General features: G+C 50.9%; 13 protein-coding genes. 2 read left to right on the top strand and 11 right to left on the bottom strand.

Annotation, left to right across the window (positions count from 1 at the left end):
* Window positions 1-9 precede the first annotated feature (9 nt).
* Both ACO0K9_RS02825 and ACO0K9_RS02820 read left to right on the top strand, forming a co-directional pair.
* A complete protein-coding gene (locus tag ACO0K9_RS02825; protein ID WP_422982512.1) occupies window positions 10-1,011 on the top strand; it encodes an ABC transporter permease in 1,002 nt (333 codons plus the stop codon).
* Between the two features lie 25 nt (window positions 1,012-1,036).
* On the top strand, window positions 1,037-2,425 hold the full coding sequence (locus tag ACO0K9_RS02820) for an FGGY-family carbohydrate kinase (RefSeq protein WP_422981538.1): 1,389 nt from the start codon (window positions 1,037-1,039) through the stop codon (window positions 2,423-2,425).
* A gap of 127 nt (window positions 2,426-2,552) precedes the next feature.
* On the opposite strand, the gene ACO0K9_RS02815 is transcribed toward ACO0K9_RS02820, so the two are convergent.
* The 11 genes from ACO0K9_RS02815 to dgoD form a co-directional block, all read right to left on the bottom strand.
* Window positions 2,553-4,484: a family 43 glycosylhydrolase gene (locus tag ACO0K9_RS02815; protein WP_422981536.1), complete on the bottom strand. Its 1,932-nt coding sequence runs from the start codon at window positions 4,482-4,484 to the stop codon at window positions 2,553-2,555.
* 186 nt (window positions 4,485-4,670) lie between these two features.
* Complete coding sequence (locus ACO0K9_RS02810; protein WP_422981534.1) at window positions 4,671-7,841, bottom strand: TonB-dependent receptor; 3,171 nt, start codon at window positions 7,839-7,841, stop codon at window positions 4,671-4,673.
* Window positions 7,842-8,249: 408 nt separating this feature from the next.
* Window positions 8,250-9,197 carry a LysR substrate-binding domain-containing protein gene (locus ACO0K9_RS02805; RefSeq protein WP_422981532.1) on the bottom strand — a complete coding sequence of 316 codons (948 nt, stop codon included), beginning with the start codon at window positions 9,195-9,197 and terminating at the stop codon, window positions 8,250-8,252.
* A 31-nt stretch (window positions 9,198-9,228) separates the two neighbouring features.
* Window positions 9,229-10,035, bottom strand: coding sequence for an SDR family oxidoreductase (locus ACO0K9_RS02800; RefSeq protein WP_422981530.1), 807 nt, complete (start codon window positions 10,033-10,035; stop codon window positions 9,229-9,231).
* Window positions 10,032-11,051 carry an L-arabinose ABC transporter permease AraH gene (araH, locus tag ACO0K9_RS02795; RefSeq protein WP_422981528.1) on the bottom strand — a complete coding sequence of 340 codons (1,020 nt, stop codon included), beginning with the start codon at window positions 11,049-11,051 and terminating at the stop codon, window positions 10,032-10,034. Before araH ends, ACO0K9_RS02800 begins: the two co-directional genes overlap by 4 nt.
* A gap of 18 nt (window positions 11,052-11,069) precedes the next feature.
* A complete protein-coding gene (gene araG / locus ACO0K9_RS02790; RefSeq protein ID WP_422981526.1) occupies window positions 11,070-12,587 on the bottom strand; it encodes an L-arabinose ABC transporter ATP-binding protein AraG in 1,518 nt (505 codons plus the stop codon).
* 13 nt (window positions 12,588-12,600) lie between these two features.
* Window positions 12,601-13,611: an arabinose ABC transporter substrate-binding protein gene (locus ACO0K9_RS02785; protein WP_422982510.1), complete on the bottom strand. Its 1,011-nt coding sequence runs from the start codon at window positions 13,609-13,611 to the stop codon at window positions 12,601-12,603.
* A gap of 2 nt (window positions 13,612-13,613) precedes the next feature.
* Window positions 13,614-14,693 (bottom strand): SMP-30/gluconolactonase/LRE family protein, encoded by a 1,080-nt coding sequence (locus tag ACO0K9_RS02780; RefSeq protein WP_422981524.1) that lies wholly within the window; start codon window positions 14,691-14,693, stop codon window positions 13,614-13,616.
* Between the two features lie 200 nt (window positions 14,694-14,893).
* A complete protein-coding gene (locus ACO0K9_RS02775; RefSeq protein WP_422981522.1) occupies window positions 14,894-15,550 on the bottom strand; it encodes a 2-dehydro-3-deoxy-6-phosphogalactonate aldolase in 657 nt (218 codons plus the stop codon).
* 49 nt (window positions 15,551-15,599) lie between these two features.
* Window positions 15,600-16,619 (bottom strand): 2-dehydro-3-deoxygalactonokinase, encoded by a 1,020-nt coding sequence (locus ACO0K9_RS02770; RefSeq protein WP_422981520.1) that lies wholly within the window; start codon window positions 16,617-16,619, stop codon window positions 15,600-15,602.
* A 2-nt stretch (window positions 16,620-16,621) separates the two neighbouring features.
* Complete coding sequence (gene dgoD, locus ACO0K9_RS02765; RefSeq protein ID WP_422981518.1) at window positions 16,622-17,770, bottom strand: galactonate dehydratase; 1,149 nt, start codon at window positions 17,768-17,770, stop codon at window positions 16,622-16,624.
* Between the last annotated feature and the right edge of the window lie 122 nt (window positions 17,771-17,892).

Here is a 17,892-nt window from a genome sequence, read left to right as displayed (position 1 = left end):
ACGACCGCCATGACATCACCAACCAACAGCTCCCGCTATACCATACGCGACAAGGAAGAATTTCAGTTCAAGAAATTCTTCTCCCATTGGGAAACCTTGCTGGCTTTACTGTTTGTCGCAGCGTTCATCATCAATAGCCTGCTGCTACCGAATTTTTTTGACTTGCACAACCTGGCAGATGGCACCTTCAACTTCAGTGAAAAGGCCCTGATTGCCCTGCCCATGGCCTTGTTGATTATCTGTCGCGAAATTGATATTTCAGTTTCCGGCATCCTGGCGCTGTGTTCCGTCGCCATGGGCCTTGCCAATTCGCATGGCCTGCCCGCCTACAGTCTGCTGTTTATTGCGGTCTTCACCGGTGCGGCCTGCGGCAGCCTGAATGGCTTGCTGGTCACGCGTTTTGCCCTGCCATCCATCGTGGTGACGATAGGCAGCGTGTCCCTGTTTCGCGGTCTGGCCAGCGTGGTGCTGGGTGACCAGGCATTCACGGCCTATCCACAGTTGCTGATTGATTGGGGTCAGGGTTACTTTTTTGATTTCATCCCCAGGCAGTTCATCATATTGTTGTTCTTCGTCGTTCTGTTCGCCATCATCCTGCATGCTACCAGTTGGGGTCGCAAGATTTACGCCATAGGCAATAACCCGGTTGCGGCCAGGTTTTCCGGCGTGTCGGTGGACAAATACCGTTTCATGTTATTTACACTGACTGGTGCCATGGCAGGTCTGGCCGCCTTTTTACTGACCGGACGCATAGGCAGTACGCGCCCGAATATTGCCACAGGGTGGGAGCTGGAAATCATTACCATGGTTATCCTGGGTGGTGTCAGCATCGCTGGCGGAGCAGGCACCATCGTTGGTGTGTTCCTGGCGGTATTGACACTGGGTGTCGTCAATTACGGTATGGCGCTGGCGAATATACCTGGCATCATCATGACCATAGTGGTCGGTATTTTGCTGCTGATTACCATCGCCCTGCCGCGTTTGTTGAACCGTAAAAAACAAAGAAAATAATATGCAAGGCAGCCAGACAGCACCAATGGAAACAATAAAAGCGGACGCCAGTATCGTACTGGACATAGGCAAGACCAATGTCAAACTCAGCTTGCTGGATGTGCAGGGAAAACCATTGGCTGAGCAGCGTTGTCCCAACAATATTGTCCAGGACGGTATCTATCCGCATCATGATACCGACCGGATATGGGCATGGATGCTGCGCGTTTTCAGTGAATTTTCCCGCATTGCTACAGTGACGGCGATTATCCCCGTGACCCATGGTGCGACCGCCGCGCTAGTGAATGACGAGGGCCTGGTGCTGCCGGTTCTGGATTATGAGTCAGATCTGCCAGAACAGGAAAACAGCAAATACCGGCCGCTGCGCCCTCCTTACCAGCAAAGTTATTCGCCTGATTTGCCAGCCGGCCTGAATCTGGCCCGTCAACTTGCCTGGCTGGAAAGCACCTATCCATCTGATTTTGCACGTGCATCACATATCCTGATGTATCCACAGTATTGGGCCTGGCGCCTGTCTGGCATAGCCGCGACGGAAGTCAGTTCGCTGGGATGCCATACTGATCTGTGGGACACGAACCGACAGCAATACTCTTCCCTGACAGAACAGAAGGGGTGGACGCCGCTGTTCCCGCCCATGCAGAAAGCCTGGTCCAGGCTGGGGAAAATACGTCCGACATTGGCAATGGAAACCGGCCTGCCCGAAAACTGTCAGATTATATGTGGCATCCACGACAGCAATGCTTCCCTGCTGCGTCATTTGCATACTGCTGGCAAGGATACAAAATGCACGGTGCTGTCCACTGGCACCTGGATGATCGCAGCAGCCCTGGGGGCATCACAATCTTGCCTGGATGAAGATGCAGACATGCTGGCCAACACCAATGTACTGGGTGAAGCCGTTTCCTGCATGCGGTTTATGGGCGGGCGAGAATTTGCTACCCTGGCAGGCCAGGAACCTGCGACCTGCACGCCATCCGATATCAGCAAACTGATCAGTCAGGAAAGCTTCGCCCTGCCCTGCTTCGCTGAATCAGGTGGTCCATTTTCCGGGCAGCTTGCCAGGATATCAGGGCAGGCACCAGAAAACATGCAGGAAAGATATGCGCTTGCCACCCTGTATTGTGTTCTGATGACGGATTATTGCCTGAACAAGCTGGGTTCAGAGGGAAATATCATCGTCGAAGGAAGCTTTACCAATAACCCCTACTTCGCCCCTTTGCTGGCAGGCCTGCGGCCACAACAAAACATCATGCTGTCAAATGATACCAGTGGCACGACTTACGGCGCCTGGATGCTGCATCACTGGGAACAGTTGCCAAACATGAGTGACGCTTCGATCAATGTCAGCAAACTTGAGCCAAAAGGCTGGTCAGCTTATAAAGACAAATGGCTGGATCTGGTGACATCCAGATAAAAGCAGCAAAGTAGCTGACGGAAACCTCATGAATGGGAAGGAATAAAATGGGAGCGAATAATTCGCTCCCATTTTAAGGTTTCATTTCAGGTTCTCTTTTCAACGCATTTTTTAACTACGTCTTCGATTATTCTGCTGGTAAACGTACATAGGCAGGAGCATCACGATCTGCCTGCAAGCCCTGCTCCGTATGCAATAACTCAACCACCTGCAAGGAACTGCGTCTCTGTTCCCGGCCATCTTTTTTCTGGTCTGGCCCACGCTTGCCAGGGTGGGTGAAGTAAAATAAAAATGCCCTGTCACCGTTGACGACGACATCCGGATGACCGCCCATTACTTCGTCATCTTCACCGTGTCCCGGTACTTCAAGCAGATTACCAACCTGGCGCTTCCAGTTTAACAAATCATCGGAACGATATACAGCCAGGCCACGCCACACATCAGTAATCATCCACCACTGATCTTTCCAGCGAAAGACTTTGGGGCCTTCGCCACCTTGATCACCAACGGCCTTGCCTTTATCTGTCCAGTTTTCCAGGTCCGGGCTATCGGCATAGTAAATCGATTTCTTGTCCACTTCATTGTTGTACCACATGCGATACCCACCCTGCGGCAACCGTAACACGGTAGCATCGATCACGCGTTCAGACGCCAGTTGCAAGACTTTGGCATTGCGCCAATGACGCAAATCCTGACTGGTCAGATGCACCATGTAACGTGGATGCTTCCAGTCTTCAAAGATACCGGGCACCACTGTCAGGTGCATGTGATAACTGCCATCATTCGCCCGGATGATGTCTGGTGCCCAATGGGTGGCTTGCGCGCCGCCCATTTGCGGTGGCAATTCTATGTCTGCTTCTCCAATGTAGTGCCAGTTCGCTCCCTCGTCGTCTGACTCGGCAATGCCTATGCGTGTGCCATGCACCCAGGTGACACCACGCGCTTCAGATGCATTGGCGCGGCGATTGGTATACAACATCCACCATTTCCCCAGCATGGCATTGCGTACCAGAACAGGGTCTGCGGCACCATCCATCACTGGATCACGAAACAGGGGCTTGGCTGCCCGTTTTCCCAGGTTGATGGTGGCAGCACCAGGCGCTCCGAAGTCGGGTGTACCGTCTGCACGCCAGTAAAATACCTGTGCCCGGGTGTGGCGGTTGGGGTCATACAGGGAATCCCCTTTGATTTCACGATAATCGCGGGCGTGATATATCAACACATCAGTTTTACCATCGGGGGTAGTCGTGAACGAATTATGTCCCGGTCCATACTGGGCATTTGCCGCATTCGTCTTGAATACCGGCTGGGTAGATTTTTGCCACACCTTGGAATCGAGCAAACCAGCATCTGCAGATGCGCTCAATAAGCCCATGCAGTAATTTTCATCGGTTGCACTGGCAGAATAGGTAATAAAGACACGGCCATTCCTGATCAATACGGCAGGTGCTTCGTTGACTTCATACTTCACTTTCTCCCAGTCATAGTCAGGACGCGACAACAAGGCGACGGGTCCTGTAATAGACAGGGGCGTATCCATTTTCGCCAGATAAATATTGGTATTCTTTTTGTCCGGTGCCGGGTCACGCTGGGTCCACACCAGATAACGCTGACCCGCCAGCGCAAAGGTAGTCGCATCCAGCGAGAAAGATTCTCTACCAGTCTTTAACTGGCCACGCTCTATCCATTCCCCTTCCAGAGGATTGGCTGAAGAATTTTCCAGCACATACAAACGGATATCCCAAATGGCTTCGGCTCTACCAGCGGTAAAGTACACGTACCATTTACCCTGGATGAAGTGCAATTCTGGTGCCCAGATGTGGTGACTCATAGGCCCACTTGCGTGTTTGCTCCAGATCACTTTGGCGTCTGCCGTACCAAGATCATTGATGCTTCTGGCACGTCGCAATTCAATACGATCATATTCCGGCACGGTGGCGGTGAAATAATAATAGCCATCCTCATGCAGGGATATGTGAGGATCGGCCCGATTCTTGACTAGTGGATTATTAAAAACTGCTTGCGCTGCCAGCGGACCACTGACCATCATCACGATCATACAGAGCAGAGAAAAAATGCTTATCCGGTGTTTAAAAAATGAGGTCATTAGAAGAATAAAAGATAAGAGAGTATGCAGTGAGCATAGGTGGCAGGCATCCTGATGTTTTTCATGATGAAAAAAAACCAGCCATTTGGTCAAGAATGGCTGGTGTTAACTACTACGCTTTCCAAAACGCCCTACAAATTAATTCTTGATCGATACACCTAAAAAGTAACGACGACCAGACCATGCCAGTTCATTTGGACGTGACAGATCACCAGCATCTGTAATATTCGCCTGATCAGTCAGATTCTTACCTTCAAACGAGAAAGTAACAAAGCGATTGTAGCGATATTGAATCTTCGCATCCAGGTAACCGGTTTTTTCGTTAAATACTGGATTCTTTGAAACGTCCAAAGTACCTGTGTAATAACGATCCCGGAAGTGATATGCAAGGCGAGCATTGAATTTATCCTTGTCGTACCACAGACCAAAGTTGTAAGCATTCTTGGACAAACCTGCGTATGGAAGAATCGATCCATCCAATGGATTCAGCTGTTCGGTACCAGGAGCGTAAGTAAAATTCATGCGCGTATAGTTGGTATCGACACCAAACCCACTAAGGATACCAGGCAAGAAAGTCAATGCTGTTCTGGCAGCCAATTCCACACCTTGAGTCACCGCGCCAGGGAAGTTGACTGGCATAGTAACGTCCCACAAAGTGCCATCCTTGAACAGGTTGACATTTGAGACAGTGGTTTTAACTGCGTTACCTGTCGTTATGTTTTTGCGGAACAACGCAAGACTGAGTTGGCTGTCAGCATTTGGATAATATTCAAAACTCAAATCCGTATTGATAGCCTGGAACGGTTTCAGAGCTGGATTACCTGCTGTACAGTCATCTGTGCCGTCACCACCAAATTGTATGGAGCCGCTATTTTTAGTACATGTCGCGTTCGGGACGATATCGGTAATTCTTGGGCGAGCCATGACTTTACCCCAACCCACACGCACCAGGAACTGGTTAGGTATCAACCATGCACCGGCATTAAAGCTAGGCAATACGTTTGAATATGTATTATCGATACTCACTACCGAATTAGAAACAACGTAGGTAGTAAAAGTAGCCGATCCAGGTGTTTTTTCTACATTAACTTGTTGCTTGAACAAACCCTGGGAGATATCGCGTGTTTGCGTGTAACGAACCCCAAAGTTACCAAAAATTTCTTTGCCAAATAGTTCTGTTTCAAAGTCCGCACGTAAATACGTCGATTTGACACGCTCATCGACAACAAATGCAGGAATCTGCACGTAGGTTTTACCATCACTACCCGGTGCGTTATACAGGTAATCGTGATTGAAATGTGTCAGGTCGAACAGCGATCCAACATTTGCAAATGAAGGCGCGACCCAATTGGCTGGTACATTACCGGCACCGCTATAGCCCTTGAAGAATGTGCCAGGTGAATTAGCGAATACAGACTGTGCAAGCGCTGCCATGGCAGAACTATTAACTGACTTGGTCCAGGCATTCACGTCCGCAAGATTTACCGGGCCTACTACTGCACGAACTGCATTGGTTGTATTCAGCGGGTCAAAATTATAAGTCTGGTTGATATTTGCGGTTTGCACATACACATCATCTGCCGTACCGACCAAATCGTTACCCGCACTTGCCAGATAACCGCCGCCGTTATATTGGCTGGCTTTAGCTTGCTGACCCTGCACACCAAACCAGATACGTGAGATGTAATCATTGTTCAGCTTATATTTGAAATCAAGCTTGAGCTGATCTTCTTTGTTAATTGTTTCTGACGGGCGATATTGCACTTGTGCAGAAATATAAGAATTAGGATTCGATGGATTGTAGCCTGACGGGAAAGTGAAATGCGGCAGTCCTGACGAGTCCAGATTCACTTGCAAACCAGGGGCATTTTGTGTCAACACAAAATTATTCGAATCACTGCTGTAAGTGGCTTTGGCAGAAGAAATCAAGCCATCTACATCCAGTTTATCGCCCTTGTAATTGAAACCAGCAGTCGTGTATTTTGAATCAATTTTAAGTGCATAGTCACGCAACGATGTACTAAACGCAGCTTGCCCGCCGTTTGGATTAGTAGAAGTGCCTGGTACCAGGCAGTTACCCAATACATATTGAGTAACGATATGATTTTGTACAACCATTCCGTCAGGCGTTGTGGTTGTCGAAACCGGTGTGCATGAACCACCTGTAGGAACAGCAGTCGTGGCATTATAGGTAGGCAATGTACCTGTGTTAGACAAACGTGTCGTTGAACTAAAGTCAGTACCGTAATTGTAATCACGCAATCTTTGATTCTGAATGTTAGTCTGGTAACTAGCCCATGCATTCAATCTGTCGGTGAATTTGTACTGCGCAGTCAATTCAGCAGAAGTTCTCTCGTGGTCACGTTCCCAAATGCCATAACGTGCAATCTGTGGTGAATAATCATTCCACTGCGAGACGCAGTTGGCCTGCAAGGCGGCTGTGGCAACTGCCGCTGTTTGTGTTGCGGTTGCTGGGCTGCTCAAGTTTGAGCAGTTTGCTTTGGTAGAGACACCAGCCAGGACAGGATCTGTGCTGACAACAGTCTTATCAGCGGAAAAATCCCAGTCACGGAGATAACGCCACGAAGTATTTCGGGAAAAATCACCGCGCGTTAAGACCTTGTCATAAATTACGTTCGCCATCAGGCCAAGGCGACCATCCAAAAACTTGTCAGCGATGAAAAAATTAACGCGCGGTTGTACGCCGCCACGTTGCGGTGCCTGTTCACCAGCGATAGTGCCAACGATAGTCAATTTTTTGAAATCGAGCGGCTTACGTGTGTTGATTTGAACCGTGCCGCCAACGCCACCTTCGGTCATATTTGCGGTTACACCTTTGATGACGTCAATAGAAGAAATCAGTTCGGCAGGTAACTCGCGCAAATCTGCGCCACGGCCAGCGGTGCCAGTTGTGCTCAGTACCGATACACCATTGATTTCTATGCGGTTCAAATCTGGTTCAACACCACGAATCGAGATGCTGGTCCCTTCACCGAAAGTACGTTCAAGCTGTACACCAGTCACACGCGACAGTGCTTCACCGACGTTTTTGTCCGGGAATTGGCCGATGTCTTCAGCAACGATGGAATCAGCAACGGTGTCAGCACGCAGTTTTCTGTCAATGGCAGAAGCGACCGATTTCCGTGTTCCGGAAACAACGACAACCTGATCGGCTTGCTCCTTGGTATCGTCAGGTTTTTTTGTATCTTGCGCCATGCCTGAATTGGCAGCCATGACGGACAGTACAGCCAATGCTGTACCTTTAAGTTTGGGATTGAAAAATACTTTCTTGCTGCGATTATTTAACACAATGATCTCCTCCGGTTGTTGCTCATATATTGGCTATGTTATTGGCTGTGTTCCGACCATCAATTTGGTCTGTCGTTAAAACAAGCACATTCAACAAAAATGATTCTAAGTGATGATGAATTGCAATTACGAATCCCCAAAAAAAGAATCAACAAAGTGATTGGTTTTGAAGCAGAAATTTGATCATTTCTGACGGAAAAATATAAAAATGACTAAACGTGATCATTGCGTTTTATGGCATTTTTATGCGTCGCAACGTGCAATATTGAAAACAAAAAAAAGACAATTAAGCGAAGATAAAGTCATTGCTTTTTAGATCACGTCGCCCGCAAAACCATACCCAGCTTAGTTTCCACAGGGCATGCTTTTAAAAAGCATGTTGCGCGCCTTGAGAAAATTTGAGGGTGATTATTTATTCGAACGTTGCAGTGCCAACTCACGTAAGGTGTCGAGCATGGCTTGCGCACCTGGTGAGAGACGGTGTTGCTTTCTGGTGACAATTCCATAGGCATCCATGCGCAATCCAAGATCATATGGAAGTACAGTGAGCAAATTTGAATCAAGATAGTTCTTGATCAGGTCTTCTGGCAACGCAACGATCATGTCACTGGCCAGCAGCAGACTGGTGATCACGGGCAGTGACAGGGTCTCAACAGTTTCTGTCGGTTGATCAAGCCCATGCGATAAAAATAAAGCCGTCAGACGGTCGCGCAAAATACTGCCTCCTGGAGGTAGTATCCAGGCTTCGTGTGCGAGATCTTCCAGTGTCAGTTGCTGACGTTGGGCCAGTGGATGCTTGCTGCGTGCGATCAGGCTATGTGGCTCGTCTGTCAGAGGTTCGAAGTTCAATTCTGCGGCGGATTCCGTATCCAGTATCCGCCCTATGACCATGTCCAGTTCACCGGCACGCAAACGCTGTATCAGTATCTTGCTGGTATCGACCTGTATCGCGACATGCAAACGCGCATGGCGTGATTTAAGCAAGGTGACCGCCTGGGGAATCAGGTTGGTGGACGGCGTCATCACGGCACCGATGGACACGCAGCCACTTAAACCCGATAACAGCTCCATCACTTCCTGATGGGCTGCGTCCATTTCTGCCAGCGCAGCACCGGCACGGCGTATCATGATCTCGCCGTACCAGGTGGGTGCTATACCACGTGGCAAACGTTCAAACAATTGCACACCGAGTGCATATTCAAGCTCGGTCAGTAATTTAGATGCTGCCGGCTGCGTCAGATGCGCTGCTTCAGCAGCATGAAAAATAGAGCCATGCCGGCCCAGTTCGACCAGCAACACCAGGTGTCGTGTTTTTAAATGTGTGCGGACAAAACGGTCGGGGCTGGAGTTGCTCATGGCATCAGCAATGTGGAATAGTGGTCAGAGGTTAATCATGGTATAGCTGTGATCGCCCTCCATCAATCAAGATGTCGGTCGCATTAATAAAACGTGCTTCATCACTGGCGAGGAATACTGCAGTATAGGCGACTTCTTGCGGCTCACCTATACGGCGACAAGGCAAAATGTCAGCCTGCCGTTGTTGTTCCGCCACGGGATCAGGGCAACTGGCAAACCAGGATTGTATGGCCTCAGTCATAATCAGGCCGGGTGAAATCGAATTCACACAGATGCCGCGTGCGGCGTACTCTATGCCCAGTGAGCGTGTCAACCCTATCAATGCATGCTTGGCCACAGGATAAGGGAAGCAGCCAGGTATGATTTTATGACCATGTACCGATGCGATATTGATGATGCTGCCAGCACCCTGTTCCAACATGGCTGGCAAGACGGCGCGGGTAGCATTCCAGGCACCTTCAAGATCAACAGAAAAACAACGCTGCCACTCTTCATCACTCATTTCAAGAGGGTCGGCAAACACATTCATGCCAGCATTATTGACCAGCACATCCACTTTCCCGAATCTTGCCAGGGTCTGTTCCACCACGGATCGCATTGCTGCGGCGTTGGAAACATCACCCTGGATGAACATGCTGTTGTCGGTTCCGAGTTCCGTAATGATACGCTCCGCCGCTTCGTCATGTTTATGACTATTCAGAACCACCCGTGCACCTTGCTGTACAAACAAACGGGCAATCGCCGCGCCTATACCTAGCGTAGACCCCGTCACGATGGCGACTTTACCCTGCAGCCTTCCTGATGCGGCGGCCTGCGTTTTTGAAGAATGGTCAATCATGATTTGCGTGTTGCGTGGCTTTTCAACTGATCCAGCAAGACGGCAGCCAGCAAGATAAAGCCTCGCATCAGGTATTGATAAAAGGCGTCAACGTCCAGCAAGTTCATGACATTTTCCACCGTACCCATGATCAATACACCAACCAGTACGCCGGATATCCTGGCCTTGCCACCTTGCAGGGAGACACCACCAAGTACACAGGCAGAGATGACATCCAGTTCAAAGCCCTGTGCAGAATTCGGCTGACCACTGGTGATGCGCGAAGCCAGGATCAAGCCGGCCAATGCAGTGATCAGACCCTGCAAAAGAAATATCCATATGCGCAAACGTTCTACCTTGATGCCTGCCAGGCGCGCAGCATCCGGATTACCGCCTATCGCCAGCGTATTGCGACCAAAAACCGTATGATTCAGTAACACACCAAATACCAGAAAACATGCTGCCACCACCAGCACAGGGTAAGGTAAGCCGAACAGGCGTCCGTCACCAAAACTGATGAAGGTCTCATTTGAAATACCTACCGCCTGCCCTTTGGAGACGATAAAAGCAAGACCGCGTACCATCAGCATGGTGGCCAGCGTTGCAATCAGGGCGTTCACGCGCAAATAAGCGATCAGCACACCATTCCCGGCACCAATCAGGGCGCCGGCCAGTAAGCCGCCACCTACTGCCAGCGTGATGCTTTGAGTACGTTCCAGGATAATCGCGCCCAGTACACCGGCAAATGCAATGGTGGATCCAACCGACAAATCAAAATCACGCGATGCCAGGCACATCATCATGGTGCAGGCGACCATGCCGATTTGCGCAACCGAGAGCATCAGTCCAACAATATTGGTCGTCGAGAAAAAGTTCTCTACCGTGAATGACAACACCACGAAGAGTAAGGCATACGCCAGAGGCATGCTCTGTTCTTGTAACCAGTGTTGAGTAGTTTTCATACCTGTACTTTGCTTGAGTGTTGGCTGCTGAACTGCCGATGCATCATCTGCCTGTGCAGAACTGAGGGAAGACATGGAAGATTCCTGTAAAAATTATGTGGTTTGCATATCCGGCAAAGCCAGACCAAGCACTGCTGTTTCATTTGCCTGGGCACGTTCAAGCTGGCCGCTGATCTGCCCTTCGCGCATGACGATGATGCGATCGCAGATACCCAATACTTCAGGCAATTCGCTGGATACGACGATGACACAGCAGCCGCGCTCTGCGACTTCATGAATGATGCGATAGATTTCGTTTTTTGCACCGACATCGATGCCACGTGTGGGTTCGTCCAGTATCAATACTTTCATGCCCGGCTCTGCCAGCCAGCGTGCCAGAATGACTTTTTGCTGATTGCCACCAGATAGCAAGCGGATTTCCTGCTCCCGATTGGGGGTCTTGATTTTCAATCTTTGAATAAAGCGATCAGCCAGTTCTGCTTCTCGTTTATGTCTTAAAAACAAACCACCTAATAAGTCATGGCGACGGCAACTGATATTGATATTCTCTGCCACCGACGCCTGCGCCAGGATGCCCTGCTCTTTGCGATCTTCGGGACACAGAACGATACCTGCTTCAATCGCAGCAGCGGGGCCACGATCAGAAACAGTGGCACCATCCAGTACCACGCTGGAGCCACCGCCGCGTTTGTCAACGCCATACAACAGGCGCATCAACTCACTGCGGCCCGCACCAACCAGGCCAAAAAACCCCACTACCTCGCCACCGCGCACGCTGAAATCCTGGCCGGTGGGAAGTGCTTCGCCCTGCAATTGCCTGACCACCAGTCTTTCAGACTGAATGGTACGTGGACGGTAATCATAGATATCGCTGAGTTCTCGTCCTACCATGTCGTTGATCAGCACATCACGCGGAACATCAGCCATGACGGGATGGGTGACGATCTTGCGGCCATCGCGGAAAATCGTGCAGGCATCACACAATGCATACAACTCTTCCAGCCTGTGCGATATATAGATAATGGTACGTCCGGCCGCACGCAGGTCACGTATCAGGCGGAACAGGATTTCGCTTTCACGGTAGGACAGGCTGCTGGTCGGTTCATCAAAAGCGATGACTTGTGCATCCTGCAGCAAGGCCTTGCATATTTCCGCCATCTGGCGCTGGGCAATCGACAAATCGCACAATCTGGCATCCGGGTTCAAATCCACGCCCATTTGCTGCAAACGCTGGCTGACCATACGGCGCGCTTCGCTCCGGTTCACAAAGCCCAGCTTTTGAGGCAGACGACCCAATAACAGGTTTTCTGCCACGGTCAACTCAGGAACATATTGCAATTCCTGATGGATGACGGCAATCCCTGCCGCAATGGCATCGCCAGCTGATGTGAAATGGCAAACTTGGCCATTCAGCAAAAGGCGTCCGCCATCCGGCTTGTATTGTCCACCCAGTATTTTCAATAGCGTGGATTTACCGGCACCATTTTCACCAAGCAAACCATGAACGGTACCGGCATGCGCTTCAAAACTGACGCCATTGAGTGCTTTCACACCCGGAAAAAATTTGCAGACCTCTTCAAACTGAAGAGATGTAACCTGAGATGACGACATGGCAGGTGATATCCTAAAGTCCGAATTCGGCGCGAACATCAGCCTGATTACGGCGAGTCATCAATACACCGGTAGTCAATGTCAATGGTGCTGGCGCCTTGCTTTCAGCGATCCATTTGTACATATTGACCGAGGTTTCATAACCATGACGCTTGGGGCTGATCAATACCGTGCCATAAAATCCTGTCGGGCTGGGTTTGGCAAATTCATTCAAGGAGGTTTTGCTGCCGCCTATGCCTATGCCTATCACAGCATCACTACGCAGGCCCCTGCCCTCGGCTGCCCTTACGGTCCCCAGGACGGCTTCATCATTCATGCCAAACACGACCCAGTGCTTGAATTTGGTTTGCTTGGTCAGGGCGATATTAGCGGCATTGAAGGCGCTTTCTGTATCGGTTTTTGCCTGTGCTGCATCGACAATATTCGCGACCGGGAACCCTGCTGTTTTCAATGCATCCACTGCACCCTGAGTACGCTCACGCGCGGTCGGCAGTTGATCAAAGGCCATGCGCATGGCACCAACGTCCTTCATATTCCAGCCACGTGATTTCATTTCTTCGATCAGGCCCTGGCCAACCTGCTTGCCAATTTCATAGGCAGAAATACCCATGTGCGGAATCGATGCGATCGGTTTGCCACCACCATCGACAAGCTGATCATCTACCGACATCACTTTGAGGTTATTCCGTTTGGCAGCACGTTCAACCGCAATACCCAGCTTGACATCTGGCGCGCATATCACAAAGCCCTGGGCTTTTTGTGCAGCCAGATTATCAATGGCAGCCATCATTTTTTCGCCATTGGCGACACCTATCTTAACCAGGGTAAAACCTTTTTCCTTGGCTGCCTGTTCTGCATAACGCCATTCATCCTGGAACCACGGCTCTTCCGCCTGCTTGACCAGGAACCCTATTTTTACCGGATCAGCCGCCTGCGCGACCGAAACCGCAGCCAGGCCAAGGAAACCAGCAGCCAGGGTCGCACTTATCAGTTGCGAGCAGACTTTCTTCATTGCGTTTTTCATCATCATTGTCTCTTTATTGTTTTAGGGACTGGTTGCAATACTGCGCCAGTATCATTGTCATCAAATAAGGTATCAGGAACAGCCAGCGATTCGTCCATCTGCAGCAGAAACAGGCTGCCTGCACCGGGCATACGCAACAGCTCTTCGGCACTCATTTCCTGGCGGGCGCTGGAAACCATCAACTGGTCACCATTAATGCCGCCAAACGCCGGGCAAGTAGGATTCTTGGTGGCGACGGACAGTCTTTGCAAACGACGCCCATCCGGCGCGTACTGCGTAACACTGCCTGCACCCCACTCGGCATTCCACAGACAGCCATGCTGGTCTATGACTGAACCATCCGGATAGGCTTTGTCGTCGTCTGGTATGGCGAACAGACGGATATTATCTACCTTTGCCGATTCAGCATCATAATCACATTGCTGGATACGGCGCGTCAGGGTGTCGGTAAAGTACATGGTTTTACCATCCAGACTGAAACAGATACTGTTGGCAATTGCCACTGCAGGCAAAGCCAGGCGACGCAGGCCATATTGCATGGAAAACTGGTAAAAGCTGGCGATGGGACGCTTTTCCGCCGCCTCATTCATGGTGCCGAACACAAAGTAACCACGCCTGTCGGTACGGCCATCATTCACACGTGTACGTGTTTCTGCGGGGTCCACTGCCACCAGCGACTGCACCGGCAACTGCACTGCTGCAGTGGCGCTGGTGGCGTTGGTGGCGTTGGTAGTACTGGTGATGCTGGCACTCCCAGGATTGACTGACGCCGCTGCCATACCAGTTACTGAATTTTTTTGCGGACTGGTAAAGCACAATCGCTTGGCCAGGCCAAGCAAGATGCGTCCTGACTGGCAATGTGCAAATGAGCCTAGCCGGTCTGGTAATTTATAGGTTACCACGGGCTTGCCAGGTGACCAGGCTTGCAAAGTTGCAGCTTCGATATCGGTCCACCACCAGCTTTCTGTCGCACCATGCCAACCAAGGCCTTCACCCAGAGTCGCATGATGAGTCACTGCTTGTTGCAGGCTGGCCTTGTTGCTGGCCGATGACTCGGTTTGAAAAAGCGGATTGACTAACATAGACTTCCTGCAAACAGACCCCATGGAACACAGGGCAATTAAAATCCATCATCCATGTCTGGCAAGGCCAGACCTGTAGCTACAGACTGCACAATCACTTAAACAATAAGATAACAAGCGCAGCTATTCCGAACAAATACAATTTTAAGAATTATCTATATCAAATAGGAATAGATATTCTCAAATAATCAACTCCTTGCTTACGCGGATGTACTGCCTTGTGACTGCGCCCTGATCGCTGCAACAAACCTGCGTGCCTGCTGCTGCACTGCCACACTATCCATACCTGGCTTGTACAGGGCAGAACCCAGGCCAAAACCGCTGACACCCGCTTGCAGATAGGCTTGCATATTGTCCGGGGTAATGCCGCCAACGGGCAGCAAGCGCAGAGTGGCTGGCAATACCGCCCGCATGGCGCGCACGATAGGTGGAGTGATCAATTCAGCCGGGAAAAGTTTGACGGCATCGGCACCGGCGTGCAAGGCAGCAAATGCTTCTGTCAGCGTGCATACGCCGGGTACGCAATACAGGCCCTGCGCCTTGGCTTCGCTGATGACTTGCGTATCTGCATGCGGCATGACGATCAAACGACCACCAGCATCACGCACCCGTCTTACTGCATCGGCACTCAATACCGTTCCGGCACCGCACAATACATCTTCAGGCAGGCTGCGGCTGAGTAGGCTAATCGATTCAAGCGCAGAAGGCGAATTCAGTGGCACTTCTATGATGCGAAAACCGGTTTCATACAAACCCATGGCAATGGCTTGCACTTCTTCTGGGCGTATGCCGCGCAGGATGGCAACCAGAGGTAAAGCGGTAAATGCCTGATCAAAACTGATAAGGGAAGTCTTCATGCACTGTTTTCCAGATAAGGTAGATGCGGTAGATGCAGGCAGGACTGAATTACACCAGACGTGCGACGCTAGCCAGGTGCCACAATCCGGCAGGTGCCGTATTCACCAGCACAGCATCAGGCTTGACGCCCAGATATGACAAAGCGCACGCATAACGAGCACACAGGGCAGCGTCACCTATCAGTATCAGGGGAGCATGCCCCAGGCCATGTATCGTGCGCCAATGCAGACCAGCCAGCAATTCATTGGCAATCAGCAACCCAGACAAATAATCAGGCAAGCCCGTAGACGGCATATCGCCCATCAAACCCAGGGTGCGTACGCTAAACAATTGATGCCCGAGTCCCTGCCCCAGCATCTTGCGCGCTGCTTCAAGGCCGGCAATGAAGCAGGCTTCGTCTTCTTCGACCCTACCTGCAGCACCATCCGGCGCGGCCGGCATCAATCGGCCCAGCACTGAATGCTGCTTAAGTACGGCAAACAATTCACCTGTCATATGGGTGGCAAAGGCATGCACCTTCCCATCCACGATGCTGGCCCATTTGGAATGGGTGCCCGGCATGACTATGCATGACTGGCTGGCCCAGTCTGGCTGCCCTTGCAGGGCACCAACTATCTGGGTTTCTTCGCCGCGCATGACATCAGGCGCCCCAGCCTCTGGCCGATACAGCAGGCCGGGCAAAATGTGCAGGCTGGACGGCGCTGCCAGCAAACTGCCGGTATCAACGCGAATGGCATTGCGCGCTATATGTTGTGCATCTGACGGGCAATTCACATATGGCACTTCTTGCCAGCCATGTTTGCTGCCGACCATGCCGCATGCCAGCAGGGGCGCGTCTGGCCATGTGGTCAGCCAGTCACCGGCGAGTTCCTGCAAGGTCCGCATATAAGCGGCTTTCCCGCCCTGAATGACGGAAATGCCGGATGTCGCTTCACGATGACCGATGATCCTTCCATTCTGACTCATCAAAAAAACCCGCATCCCTGTACTGCCCCAGTCTATACCTATGAGGCGCACATCTTCATTGCCACTCAGGGGTGCGATGTCCTTGCTGCGTTCCATATTCATGTCTACCATTCCGCAACGCTGCCGTCAGGATGACGCCACAGCGGGTTACGCCAGTCGGGGGCGCGCAGGCTGGCTTCTTTCACGCGCTCTTCATCAATTTCCACACCCAGACCAGGTTTCGGCAAGGCTTTGATATAGCCGTCAGTAATGCGCAAATCTTCGCGATTGATGACGTAATCCAGCAATTCTGCATCCTTGTTGTAATGAATCCCCATGCTTTGTTCTTGCAAGACTGCGTTATGGGCTACAAAATCAAGTTGCAGACAGGCAGCAAGGGCAATTGGCCCCAACGGGCAATGCGGTGCCAGGGCAATATCATAGGCTTCTGCCATTGCAGCGATTTTGTGGCATTCAGAAATACCACCTGCATGCGACAGGTCAGGCTGCACAATGGCAATCCCACCTTGTTCGAACACGCGCTTGAACTCAAAACGCGAATACATGCGCTCGCCTGCTGCCAGCGGTATCGAGGTGCTTTCTGCCAAGCGTGGATAATATTCTGCCTGTTCGGCCAATACCGGCTCTTCTACAAACAAGGGACGATACGGCTCCAGTGCGCGCAACAAGACCTTGGCCATGGGTGCAGCAACGCGACCATGAAAATCAATACCGAATTCAATCTGGCTACCAAACGCTTCACGAATTTCTGCAATCCGGCCGACGGCGGCATCAACTGCTGCGGCACTGTCAATCATGCCGAATTCTTCCGTACCATTCATCTTGAAGGTATCAAAGCCTGCTTCGCGCAGACGGCGAATGTCGGCTATGACATCGGCAGGACGATCACCGCCCACCCAGCTATAGGTTTTCATGCGGTCACGCACCAGGCCGCCCAGCAATTGATAGACCGGCACACCAAGGGCTTTGCCCTTGATATCCCACAAAGCCTGATCAATACCGGCCATGGCGCTCATGAGGATGGCACCACCACGATAAAAACTGCCACGGTACATGACTTGCCAGAGGTCATTGATGCGGGCCGGATCTTGCCCTATCAGGTAGGGAGCAAATTCCTGTACCGCAGTTTCTACAGTGCGAGCCCGTCCTTCAATGACAGGCTCGCCCCAACCGACGATACCTTCATCGGTTTCTATCTTCAGCAACATCCACCTTGGAGGAACACGGTAAGTAGTCAGTTTTGTTATTTTCATGACGCAATGGTTTGGCAAGTGAAGTCATGAGTGTAGATTGGCACTCATGATAAGAAATATGAATTAACTAGACCAAAGTATATGAATTTGGAATAGCGACGGACACGGATATACCAAGGAAA

It is taken from the genome of Undibacterium sp. Ji50W (genome assembly GCF_049340445.1).
GTDB lineage: Bacteria > Pseudomonadota > Gammaproteobacteria > Burkholderiales > Burkholderiaceae_D > Undibacterium.
The sequence above is the reverse complement of the archived record's forward strand: the minus strand, read 5'-3'. Positions and strand labels throughout refer to the sequence as shown.